At 70.1% G+C, this 10923-nt stretch carries 15 protein-coding genes; 6 read left to right on the top strand and 9 right to left on the bottom strand.

The window, feature by feature from the left end:
- The 3 genes from C1A38_RS12775 to C1A38_RS12765 all read right to left on the bottom strand — a co-directional run.
- The coding region (locus C1A38_RS12775; protein ID WP_102658039.1) for a lytic polysaccharide monooxygenase auxiliary activity family 9 protein at window positions 1-728 on the bottom strand (728 nt) is incomplete at its 3' end.
- Between the two features lie 162 nt (window positions 729-890).
- Entirely contained in the window at window positions 891-1331 is a 441-nt protein-coding gene (locus C1A38_RS12770) for a GNAT family N-acetyltransferase (RefSeq protein ID WP_102658038.1), read from the bottom strand.
- A 114-nt stretch (window positions 1332-1445) separates the two neighbouring features.
- The gene (locus C1A38_RS12765; protein WP_013732333.1) at window positions 1446-1706 is read right to left on the bottom strand and encodes a metallothionein; all 261 of its coding nucleotides are present in this window, start codon (window positions 1704-1706) and stop codon (window positions 1446-1448) included.
- A gap of 214 nt (window positions 1707-1920) precedes the next feature.
- Here C1A38_RS12765 and C1A38_RS12760 point away from each other — a divergent pair, with 214 nt between their 5' ends.
- The 3 genes from C1A38_RS12760 to C1A38_RS12750 all read left to right on the top strand — a co-directional run bounded on the left by C1A38_RS12760 (window position 1921) and on the right by C1A38_RS12750 (window position 3707).
- Window positions 1921-2196: an isoamylase early set domain-containing protein gene (locus C1A38_RS12760; RefSeq protein WP_102658052.1), complete on the top strand. Its 276-nt coding sequence runs from the start codon at window positions 1921-1923 to the stop codon at window positions 2194-2196.
- 99 nt (window positions 2197-2295) lie between these two features.
- Complete coding sequence (locus C1A38_RS12755; protein WP_102658037.1) at window positions 2296-3039, top strand: lytic polysaccharide monooxygenase; 744 nt, start codon at window positions 2296-2298, stop codon at window positions 3037-3039.
- A 56-nt stretch (window positions 3040-3095) separates the two neighbouring features.
- Window positions 3096-3707, top strand: a complete 612-nt coding sequence (locus C1A38_RS12750) for a DUF305 domain-containing protein (RefSeq protein ID WP_102658036.1) — start codon at window positions 3096-3098, stop codon at window positions 3705-3707.
- A 48-nt stretch (window positions 3708-3755) separates the two neighbouring features.
- Here C1A38_RS12750 and msrB read toward each other — a convergent pair whose 3' ends face one another.
- Window positions 3756-4166, bottom strand: a complete 411-nt coding sequence (gene msrB, locus C1A38_RS12745; RefSeq protein ID WP_013732337.1) for a peptide-methionine (R)-S-oxide reductase MsrB — start codon at window positions 4164-4166, stop codon at window positions 3756-3758.
- 47 nt (window positions 4167-4213) lie between these two features.
- Here msrB and ligD point away from each other — a divergent pair, with 47 nt between their 5' ends.
- Entirely contained in the window at window positions 4214-5239 is a 1026-nt protein-coding gene (gene ligD / locus C1A38_RS12740; protein ID WP_102658035.1) for a non-homologous end-joining DNA ligase, read from the top strand.
- A 155-nt stretch (window positions 5240-5394) separates the two neighbouring features.
- Here the strand turns inward: ligD and C1A38_RS12735 are convergent, their stop codons facing one another.
- Complete coding sequence (locus C1A38_RS12735; RefSeq protein WP_102658034.1) at window positions 5395-5589, bottom strand: DUF397 domain-containing protein; 195 nt, start codon at window positions 5587-5589, stop codon at window positions 5395-5397.
- On the bottom strand, window positions 5582-6460 hold the full coding sequence (locus C1A38_RS12730) for a helix-turn-helix domain-containing protein (protein ID WP_102658033.1): 879 nt from the start codon (window positions 6458-6460) through the stop codon (window positions 5582-5584). Before C1A38_RS12730 ends, C1A38_RS12735 begins: the two co-directional genes overlap by 8 nt.
- Window positions 6461-6833: 373 nt before the next feature.
- On the opposite strand from C1A38_RS12730, the gene C1A38_RS12725 reads away from it, so the two are divergent.
- Window positions 6834-7115, top strand: coding sequence for a hypothetical protein (locus C1A38_RS12725; protein WP_102658032.1), 282 nt, complete (start codon window positions 6834-6836; stop codon window positions 7113-7115).
- Here the strand turns inward: C1A38_RS12725 and C1A38_RS12720 are convergent.
- Entirely contained in the window at window positions 7105-7557 is a 453-nt protein-coding gene (locus C1A38_RS12720; protein WP_102658031.1) for a GNAT family N-acetyltransferase, read from the bottom strand. The genes C1A38_RS12725 and C1A38_RS12720 overlap by 11 nt on opposite strands.
- Before the next feature lie 98 nt (window positions 7558-7655).
- Window positions 7656-8300 (bottom strand): C39 family peptidase, encoded by a 645-nt coding sequence (locus C1A38_RS12715; protein WP_102658030.1) that lies wholly within the window; start codon window positions 8298-8300, stop codon window positions 7656-7658.
- Window positions 8301-8645: 345 nt separating this feature from the next.
- On the opposite strand from C1A38_RS12715, the gene C1A38_RS12710 reads away from it, so the two are divergent.
- Window positions 8646-10277 (top strand): TolB family protein, encoded by a 1632-nt coding sequence (locus C1A38_RS12710; protein ID WP_146017540.1) that lies wholly within the window; start codon window positions 8646-8648, stop codon window positions 10275-10277.
- A gap of 40 nt (window positions 10278-10317) precedes the next feature.
- On the opposite strand, the gene C1A38_RS30850 is transcribed toward C1A38_RS12710, so the two are convergent.
- Window positions 10318-10809 carry a hypothetical protein gene (locus tag C1A38_RS30850; RefSeq protein WP_146017539.1) on the bottom strand — a complete coding sequence of 164 codons (492 nt, stop codon included), beginning with the start codon at window positions 10807-10809 and terminating at the stop codon, window positions 10318-10320.
- Window positions 10810-10923: the final 114 nt, after the last annotated feature.

Raw genomic sequence — 10923 nt, 5'->3', positions numbered from 1 at the left:
GTGGGCGGGGGAGTGGTCGGCGGCGGCGTGGTGGGCGGCGGGTTGGTGCTGCCACCGAACTGCACGTCGCTGCAGTGGTAGTACGACTGGTCGAAGTGGCTGGCCTGCCAGATCGTGTAGATGATGTGCCGGCCGCTGCGGCCCGGCGCGTTCACCGGGATCTCGATGGAGACGCCGTCGACCTCACGCTGCCACTGGGAGGCCGGCGTGTTGCCGATCTGCCCGACGAGCTCCAGGTCCGACCAGGCCAGCGGCTTGGTCAGCGCGTCGAAGCCCTGCTTGGTGGCGTACACCCGGATGTAGTCGGCCCCGTGGCTGGCCTGGTCGAAGAACTTCAACCGGAAGCTGTTGGAGACCTGGGTGGTCCGCCAGGCGCCGATGGTGTCCAGGGCGTTGTAGCGCCCACCCTCGGCGCGGCCGCCCGAGCAGAGCTGGCCGTCCGGGATGGCGGCCTGGTGGTTGCCGCCGACGCCCTCACGGAACTGGCCGTTCCAGTTCCACATGGCCTGCGGGTTGGCCTGCCAGGCCTGCCAACACATCGGGTCCTCGGTGGCCATCCGAGGGTTCATGTGGTCGCCACCCCAGCGCTCCCAGCAGCTGTAGGCGCGGGCGCCGGGGTTGACGACCGAGCCGTGTGCTGAGGCGGAGTTGACCAAGGCGGTGGAGACGAGCAGGGTGGCGGCTGCCGCGGTGGCGAGCAGGCCGGCCAGCCTGGCGGGTTTGAGCATTTTGGACATGCGTGGAGCCCCCAGGGGGAGTCGTCGGATTGCGACATCGCCCGAACGCCCGGGAGTTGCCTCTCCCGCGCCGGTCCGCGTGGCACTGCGGTTATTGGCTCCGTGCGGAAGAATGGCACAAAACATCGCCATCCGTCAATCGCCGCGGTCGGATCAGGGGTCGCGGCGCATGGGGGTGTGCGGGATGCCGTCCTCGACGTACTCCGGGCCGCTGACCGTGAACCCGTGCCGGGCGTAGAAGTCGACCAGATGCGACTGCGCCTCCAGCACGCACGGTCGGTCGCCGATCTCGGCCAGGGCCGCGGTCAGCAGCCGCCCGGCATGACCGCCGCCGCGCGCCGACGGCGCCACCACCACCCGACCGATCCTGGCCACGCCGTCGGGGTCGGCCAGGATTCGCAGGTACGCCAGGACAGCGCCGTCGCGTGCCAGCCAGAGGTGTCGGGTGCCGGGTTCGACGTCGCGGCCGTCGAGTTCCGGGTACGCGCACTCCTGCTCGACCACGAACACGTCGACGCGCAGCCGTACCAGGTCGTGAAAGGTGCGGGCGTCCAGGTCGGCGAACCCGGCGACCCGCAGCTGCGTGCTCGGCATCGGCCCAGGCTAGGGCGTCGTCGACCGGCCACCGGTCGCGGGTGGGTGTCAGCCGCGACGGGGAGCGTGCCTGGTCGGGGCGTGCTCGGTCAGCCGAGATGGGGGCGTGCCCGGTCAGGCGGGGCGGGCGCCGACGGTGTCACGGATCTGGGCGCCCTGCTCGGCCTCCACCGCGCGGGCGCAGTGACCGCAGCAGAAGAACCGGCCGGAGACCTCGACCCCGTGCCCGATGATCTTCACCTGGCAGTGTTCACAGATCGGGGCCAACTTGTGTGCGGCGCACTCGAAGCTGTCGAAGGTGTGCACGTCGCCGCTGACGGTGCGTACCTCGAAGGCCAGCCAGTAGTCGTTTCCGCAGACCTCGCACGTCGCCACGACGCATCTCCCTCGATAGCCCGGTTGTTGCCCCCAGCGTGCGGCACGCGACCGGCCGGGTCGCCCGGATTCGGCGCCGATCGCCCGGACGGGGAGCCGATCGCCCGGACGGGGCGGCGTGTCGCTCGCCGCGGATCGGCCGTTGTACCTGGTGACCTGGCCGGCGGCGGCTCGGCCGCCGCCTTTCGGTGGAGTACGCGAACCGGGAGGAATGATGATCAAGCGGAACCGACTCTTCGGCAGTCAGACCCGGGTCACCTTCTGCCTTCCCCGAGACACCCCACCGGGGACGGTAAGCGTGGTCGGGTCCTTCAACGGTTGGCAGCCCGGTGAACACGTGCTGGTGGCCCGCCGGGACGGCACCCGGACGGTGACCGTACGGCTGGGGCCGGGGCGGCACCGCTTCCGTTACCTGGCCACGGGTGGGCTGTGGTTCGACGACGAGTCTGCCGACCGAGTGGACGACCAGGGCGGCCTGCTGGTCCTCTGAGCGCGGCCACTTTTATTGACAACGGTCTTTACTGTTAACATTGTTTAAATTATGTTGGTGGCACCTCACCAGGCAACATGCCGCGAAGGAGCCGCCGCCATGCGTCGAAGAATCACTCTCCCGCTGCTTGCGACGGGTGCCATGGTCGCCACCCTGGCCGTCGCCGCCCCCGCCCAGGCCCACGGCTACGTCTCGTCACCGCCCAGCCGGCAGGCGCTCTGCGCCCAGAACCGGGTGCCCGACTGCGGGCAGATCCGCTGGGAGCCGCAGAGCGTGGAAGGCCCCAAGGGGCTGCGCACCTGCCACGCCAACATCTCCCACTTCGCCGTCCTCAACGACGACAACCGGGGCTGGCCCGCCACCTCGGTCGGCACCACTGTCACCTTCACCTGGGTGAACACCGCGATGCACGCCACCCGCGACTGGGAGTACTACATCGGCAACACCCGGGTCGCCGTGTTCAGCGGCGGCGGACGCCAGCCGGGCCCCACCGTCTCGCACAGCGTCAACCTGTCCGGCTACTCCGGTCGCCAGAAGCTGCTGGCCGTCTGGAACATCGCCGACACTGCCAACGCCTTCTACTCCTGCGTCGACCTGCAGATCGGCGGTGGCGGCAACCCGCCGCCGAGCCCGAGCCCGAGCACCCCGCCGGCACCGTCGCCCACCCCGACCGTCGCCCCGACCAGCAACCCGCCGGCCGGTGGCACCTGGACCGCGGGCCGCGCGTACGCCGTCGGCGACCAGGTCACCTACGGCGGTCGGACGTACCGCTGCCGGCAGGCACACACCGCGATCGCCGGTTGGGAGCCGCCGAACGTACCAGCGCTGTGGAGCCTGGTCTGAGCAGCGGGAGGTGCGGTTGGTCCCGGCCGCACCTCCCGCCGGCCCGCCTCCGGGCGGTGCTGGCCCTGACCGCCGTGCTGTTCGCCACCGGTTGCGGCGGTGGGCAGCACGGCGGTGGCGGCGCGCCGGCACCGCCGGCCGCGACCGCATCGGCGACCGGCCCGGCGGCGTCACCCGCTCTCGACGCACCGCGAGCCGCCGGATCCGGTACGCCGGCAGCCACCGGGATGGCCGGCATCGACCTGCTGTTCCTGTCGATGATGGCTGGGCACACCGAGCAGACCCTGCAGATCGCCCGGCTGGTCCACGACCGGCTCGCCGACCCCGAACTGCGGACCCTGATCGCCGCCATCGAGGTGACCGAGGCCGACGAACTGGCCACCGCACGCGGCTGGTTGGCGCAGGCCGGGCGCAGCGCCCGCGCCGACGAGCACGCCGGCCACGGCACCGGCCCGGACCAGTTGGCCCGGCTGCGCGACGCCCCGGCCGGCGAGGTGGACCGGGTGCTTGTCGAGGTGCTCGGTGCCCACCAGAAGGGCGCCGCCGACCTGGCCCGCGCGCACCTGGCAGCCGGCACCGACGAGCGGGTACGCGACCTCGCCCGACGCATCGAGCAGTCCCGTACCGCCCAGGTCGCGATGCTGGCCGCCCACCCGGCAGCGGCCTGACCGACGGGCCTGGCCTGCGTTGTTGCCTGCGGCAGCGGCCTGACCGGCTCAGGGGGTGCTGGGGTCCAGGCGGATGGAGAGCGAGTTCACGCAGTGCCGGGTGTCCTTCGGGGTGAAGCCCTCACCGCGGAAGACGTGCCCCAGGTGGCTGTCGCAGCGGGCGCAGCGGATCTCGGTGCGCCGCATGCCGAGGGAGTTGTCCTCGATCTCTTTGATCGCACCCGGGATGGCGTCGTCGAAGCTCGGCCACCCGCAGTGCGAGTCGAACTTGGTGTCACTCGGGTACAACTCCGCACCGCAGGCGCGGCAGCGGTACATGCCGGGGGTCTTGGTGTCGACGTACTCGCCGGTCCACGCCGGCTCCGTGCCGTGCTCGCGCAGCACCCGGAACTCCTCGGGGCTGAGCCGGACCCGCCACTCGTCCTCGGTGCGGGGCAGTTCGCTGTCGGGAAGACTCACCCGTCAACGGTACGTCGAACGTCGGACCCATCGCATATGGTCGCGAAATGGCAGGCACGAAGGCGGCGGCCGAGGAGATCGAGGTCGCGGGGCACACCGTACGGCTGTCCAGCCCGGACCGGGTGATCTTCCCGAAGCGCGGCTTCACCAAGGCCGACGTCTTCGGCTACTACCTGGGCGTCGGCGACGGCATCATGCGTGCCCTGCGGGAGCGGCCGACCACCCTGCAACGCTTCCCCGACGGCATCGAGGGGGAGATGTTCTTCCAGAAGCGGGTGCCCACCCGGGGCGTACCACCCTGGGTGCGCACCACCGAGATCACCTTCCCCAGCGGGCGCACCGCCGCGGAGCTCTGCCCGGCTGACCTGGCCCACGTGGCCTGGGCGGCGCAGATGGGCACCGTCGTGTTCCACCCGTGGCCGGTGCGCGCCGCCGAGCCCGATCGCCCCGACGAGCTGCGCGTCGACCTCGACCCGCAGCCCGGCACCGACTTCGCCCACGCGGCCACCGCCGCCGGCGAGCTGCGCGCCATCCTCGACGAGCTGGGCGTCCCCGGCTGGCCGAAGACCTCCGGCGGCCGAGGCGTGCACGTCTACCTGCGCATCCAGCCACGCTGGAGCTTCGTCGAGGTGCGCCGGGCCACCATCGCGCTGGCCCGGGAGCTGACCCGCCGTCGCCCCGACCTGGTCACCACCGCCTGGTGGAAGGAGGAACGTGGCGAGAGGGTCTTTGTCGACTACAACCAGATGGCTCGGGACCGCACCATCGCCTGCGCGTACTCGCTGCGGGCCAACGCCCGGGCGACCGTCTCCACCCCGGTCACCTGGGACGAGCTACCCGACGTCGACCCGGACGACTTCGACCTGCGTACCGTCCCGCAGCGGCTGGCCGAGCAGGGTGACCCGCACGCCGGCATCGACGACGCCGGGTGGGACATCACCCCGCTGCTGGAGTGGGCCGAGCGCGACGCCGCAGCCGGCGAGGGCGACCTGCCCTACCCACCGGACCACCCGAAGATGCCCGGCGAACCCAAGCGGGTCCAACCCTCCCGCGACCGCGACCGCCCCCGCTGACCGGCCCCGCCACCCTGTTCCCCGGGCGGGACGTTCAAGATCACGCTCGATTCGGGATCGAGTGGCTTCCAAGTTGCTTCGAGACCACTCGATCCGGGATCGAGCGCGATCTTGCGGAGTGCGGGTGACTCGGTGGCCCGGGTTGCAGCGAAGGGCTACGAGAGGCCGTCGGCCTTGATGGTCTCGACGAACGATCGCCACTGGGTGGGGCCGAAGAACAGCAGCGGCCCGGCGATGTCCTTGCTGTCCCGGACCCCCACGACACCATCAAGATCGTCGGCCACCTCGACACACTCGCCCTCGGCGCTCCGGCTGCTCTTGCGCCACCGGGCGTTGGTCAGGTCACTCATCGAAGGTCTCCTTGATAACCGTCCCGATCAGGTCTTCAGACTCGCGTACGCCCAACGAAAGGTCCAGAAGGGTGGACCACGCATCGGCGTACGCTGTCACCTCCGCCGGCTTGTCCAGGTAGAGACTCCCGGTAAGCGACTCGCTGTAGATCGTCGAGGGCTCGGCGGGCCGCGTGCCCCTTGCCGGGAAGTCCAGAATGATGAACGAGCCGGCGACGGATGCCGCGTGCGGTCCGCCGCCCAGCGGCAACACTCGGACCGAGATGTTCGACCGCTGTGCGATGTTCACCAGGTGCGCGAGTTGGCTGCGCCAGGCGTCCATGTCGGCGATGGGGCGACGGATCACGGCCTCGTCGATGATCGCCTCGAAGGCAGGTGCCTTGGGGTTGCGGCGAGCGAGCAGCTTCTGGCGCTCCATGCGTAGCGCGACCTTTTGCGCTATCTCGTCCTGACTCCGACCAGCCTTGGCGCTGAAGATGACCGTCGCATACTCCGCCGTCTGGAGCAGTCCAGGAACCAGCGTGGGCTCATACTGGCGCACCCGGTGAGCCGCTGCCTCCAACCCGACGTACAGCTCGAACCATGCGGGGATGGCGTCCCCGTAGGCGTGCCACCATCCCCGGCTCTTGCTCTCGCGGGCCAGGCTGACCATGACCTCGGTCAGTTCGGCGGAGGCACCGTAGTGCTGGCACATCAGCGTCACGTCATGAGTGCGTAGGGAGGTCTGTCCGCCCTCCAGTCGGTACATCTTGGCGCGCGACCATTCGAGCGCCTCGGCGGCAGCCTCCAGACTGATGCCGGCCTCCTCCCTGGCCTGACGCAGCAGCCTGCCGAGTTGTCGGCGGGGCACAGAAGATCCCACATCGCTCATGTCGCCTCGTCTCAACCTGGCACTGGGCGGTGTCTCATTTGGAACAGCATCGAGTCCCGAATGGCACGGCGTCAATCCGTTTCCACGAATCTCGTCGTGAGACGTTGCATTTTCTGCTGTCGCTGATCGATCGTGGCGGTCAGTGTCATATCGATGCGTGGTCGGAGGAGGTTCGGGTGGCTCGGTGGAAATGGTTTCAGCGGAAGGACGAACCGATCGACGTGGTGGAACATGGTTCCGATCGGGTTGGTGCCTACGGCGGTCAGCCCGCCTCGAACGCATCCACGGCGATCCAGGTCCAGCCTCGACGACAGCGGTTGGGGCTGTGGGGCTCCAGTCGCGCCGTGCGGCGGTGCAACCGGGGTAGCCGCCGGTGAGCGGGGAGCAGGGGCTGTGGTCCGTCGAGGTGGCGGACCTGCCCGAGATCGAGGTGACCAGCCAGCCGGCACTGCTGGTCCTGGCGACCGAGGACGACGGGCCGATCGGGTGGGCCATGGTCTTTCCCGAAGGCGACTTCTGGCTGATCCGCAACTCCGCGCGGACCATGACCCACGGTTCGAGCCTTTCGGTCCTTACCAGCTTCTGGGCCAGCGTCTTCGACTGCGAGGTCGGGCGCCCCCAGCTGGCCGACCCGCCGACAGGCGTCAGAGGCTGAGCTTCATGCCCTCGTGGCTGGCCACGAAGCCGAGGCCCAGGTAGAAGCGGTGCGCGTCGTGGCGGCTCTTGTCGGTGGTGAGCTGCACCAGGCCGCAGCCACGCTGCCGTGCCTGATCGATCGCCCAGGTCATCATGAGTCGGCCGAGGCCCTGACCGCGCCGGTCCGAGCGGACCCGTACCGACTCGATCAGTTGCCGTTCGGCACCGTGCCGACCGAGCCCCGGGATGTAGGTGAGCTGCATGCAGCCGACCACCTCGCCGCCGGCCTCGGCGACGACGAGGTGGTTGCGCGGGTCGGCGGTGATGTCCGCGAACGCCTTCTCGTAGGTGGCGTCGACCTCGCCGACGTCCCGGGTGCGCCCCAGCATGTCGTCAGCGAGCAGGTCGAGTACGGCGGGCAGGTCGGCCCGGATCGCCGCACGGAAGATCACGTCGCTCATCCCGCGAGAATCGCACACCCGCGGCGACCGGTGTGTGGCAGACCGAAGGGCCGACCCCACCTGGGGGCCGGCCCTTCGGGTGTTCAGTTGTCGGATCGTCAGCTGGCGGCGCTGTAACCGCGGGTGGCGATCCAGTTGGCCAGGGTCTTGATGTCCATCTGGTAGGAGGCCTGGGCGGGGTTGGCGGAGTCGGCGATGGTCACCGTCTTGCCCTCGTCGTCGTAACCGGTGACGCTGACGTAGTGCCCGCCCTCGAAGCTGTGGACGACGCCGTCGGTGTCGGTAGCGGTGCCGGCGATGTTGGCGACCACGGCACGGCCGTCATCGACGGTACGCACGACGTCCTCGCGCAGCTTGTCGGTCTGCTTCTCGGCGGCCTTGGCGTCACGGATCTCCACCGACTTGTAGACGTCCTTACCGGTCTCCTTGTTCAGCACCGGCGTGATGTCGTTGATGGAGTCGGTGCCGTTCTCGGTGGTGCCCATGCGCTCGGCCATGTCGTACACGTCGATGTTCTTGCCCTGCACGGACAGGGCGTTGCGGGCGGCGGCGGGGCCGCAGAAGTAGAAGTTGGGCTGGGCTTCGTAGCGCACGTCGAGCTGGCGCTCGTCGCTGGGCTTGCGGTCGGCCTGCACGCCAGCGGGGGCGGCGTGGGCGGCGACGGCGGGGCCGGCGATGCCACCGGCGGTGGCGGCGGCAGCGGCGAAGGTCAGGGCGGTCTTACGCAGGAGGGTGGTACGCATGATTGAGTCACACCTTCCGTTCGGGGGTACGCAGCAGGAATCAGCCCGGTTCGGGCGTGCCGTGCTGCGGGGGGAAAGAGGAACGCCCGGCGAGGTGCTCGGGCGTCCGAGGGATGTAACGATCCCGGGCGGCCCCACATTCCAGGGGTTCCGGGAGACCGCGTGGCGGGGGAAGCCCTCGCGGTATGCCATGTACAACGACCCGTGGCCGGGCATCATTCCGCCGTCGACCGATCGGAGCCCCCCGCAAACGGCCATATACCGGGCGACAGGTCGGTATCGGGCATGAACTCTCGGCGCCCCGCCCCGCAGCAGCGGCTTGCCGAAGGCGATCACAATGCCCGGATGACTGTTATCCGCCAGGCTGCGTCGATTGTGCTTGCACTGCTGGTGCTGACCACAGCCACGAGCTGCACCGAAACGGAACAGGACGATCTGCCCACCCGAGTGATGCAGGTGCCGGCCGAGGTGCGTGGGCTCGGTCCGGCGGTGCTTGCGGTTCCCCTGACCGACGACGCGACCGGGCTGCTCGCGCTGGAACGGTTCGGCGATGACCTCGCCGGCCTGACGCCCGCCCGGCGACACACCCAGGTCGCCCTCGGCGATGATCCCCGTTTCCCGACCGTCGCGCGAGGGCTCGGTGAGGATCGCCGTGACGCCGTACTCGTCGACGGCAGCCTGCGCGACGTCACGCTGCCCGATCTTGGGTACGCCGACCGCACCTTCAGCGTCGATGCCACGCTGTCGATTACGACATTCCGTTGTCTCACCGTGACCGGCGACGGCAGGGTCGGGCTACCGGCGGCCGAGGCCTTCTGCGAGATCGCCGACCGGGGCGGGGTGATCTGGGAGGACCGGCAGGGCGGCCGGTACGGCGGGATCGACCTCTCGTCCGGGGCGGCGAGCCCGGCCGTCGAACTGCCGTCGAAGCCGATCGCCGCCACACCCGACGGCCGCTACCTCGCCGCGCTCACCAGCCAGGACCCTCGGCAGCTCGTCATCGCGGACACCAGGACCGGCCAGTCCCGGCCCACCGTGACGGTCAGCGGGGCGGACCGCGGGGCGGAGTTCCCCGGGGTCTTCACCAGCGGCGGGTTCGCCCTGCTCCGCCAGACCGTTCCCGGCACCCGCCGGATCAGCCTGGTCACCCCGAAGGGGAAGGTACGTGACCTGCTCTCCCCGGTCGGCGAGGTCGCCTTCGCCCCGGACGGGCGGCGCGCCATCGTGGTGGACACCCGTTCCGGCGAGGGCCGACTCTCCGTACTCGACCTGAAATCGGGCGCGGTCACGCCGGTGGTCGGCGACGGCACCGAGCAGCCCGACCGGCCGGCGGAGCTGCCGCCGGTGACCGGCACCGTCACCGCGACAGTTTCCGGCGACCACGCCCTGGTCGTCGAGCTGGAGGCCGATCCGGACACCGGCCAACGGATGCCCCGGCCCAGCCGCGCCTGGTCGGTACGACTCTCCACCGCGACCGCGACCTCCCACCCGAACACACCGGAGGCCTCGGAGGTGACGGTGTGGCGGCACGAATTCCCGCCGACCGGCGCAGCCGCGTTGTCGGCGCTGTGGTTCGAGCCGGGCAAGCAGACCCTCACCCTCAGCCCCGACGGTACGGTCACCAGCGCCCCGCCTGGAACCTTCCCCCGAGAGACCCTCGGTGACGGCGCGGTGCTGCACACCCTTCTCGCCGAGAGCGGACGCGAGCGGGTGGATCGGCTGCTGGTGACCGACAGCTCCGGCGGCAGGGTGGAGATTCCCACCGGTGCCGGCCACGACCAGCGGGTCGCCAACGTGATCCTCACACCGGACCAGGAGCACCTGCTGATCTCCCTGCGTCCGCTCAACCGCCGGACAGCGCCAGGAGATCTCGACGTCGTCATGATCGCTCGCCGGGACGGCACCGGCAAACCCGTCGTCGTCTACCAAGGGGCCTGGTTGGTCAGCCTCGGCATCGTTCCCACAAGCACCAGTTGACCTGATGGCGACCGGGAAGGTCGGAGGCTACGAGTACGACCTACGCGCTCTTGCCGACGCTACCGAACAACGCGATCGCCGCCACATCGTTGCATTCGGGCGGGACCAACGGATACAGGTCGGAGGGCTGTGCGACGGTCGGCAGTTCCTTGTATCCGCCGCCAGCGGAAATCCGGTCGCCCGCCGTCAACGCGCCAACCTTGGGCACCCGTACGCCGATTCTGCCGTCGGTGAGCAGCGTGACGCCCGGGGGCCAGACCACCACGTACGATTGCATCTCGGCGTCGCGCAGGACCAGGCATCCGCCGTTGCCGACCCCAAGTTCACCGCGCAACGCGGCGAGGAGGTGCACTTCGGTGGCCGCGACCAGCGTCTGGAAGCCTTCCCCTGTCAGGAGGCTGCCTCCCGCGCTGGTAGGGCTGGCGGGCCCTCGGACAGTCGACGTCTCGGCGGTCAGCGGACGCGAATGGTCCCCGGCGCAACCGGCCAGGGCCAGCAGCAGCGCGCAAGTGCACACGGCGATCCGAACCATGCGGCCAGTAGAACGGGCACAAACCGGTCAGGCAAGCTGCCGTGCCGTTCGTTTCCGCTGGTTGCCCTGGCAGCCCGGCCTGAGCAGGTCACGTTCACCGAGCAACCCCACACC

This window comes from Verrucosispora sp. ts21, from assembly GCF_002879555.1.
Taxonomy (GTDB): Bacteria; Actinomycetota; Actinomycetes; order Mycobacteriales; family Micromonosporaceae; genus Micromonospora; species Micromonospora gifhornensis.
The sequence above is the reverse complement of the archived record's forward strand: the minus strand, read 5'-3'. Positions and strand labels throughout refer to the sequence as shown.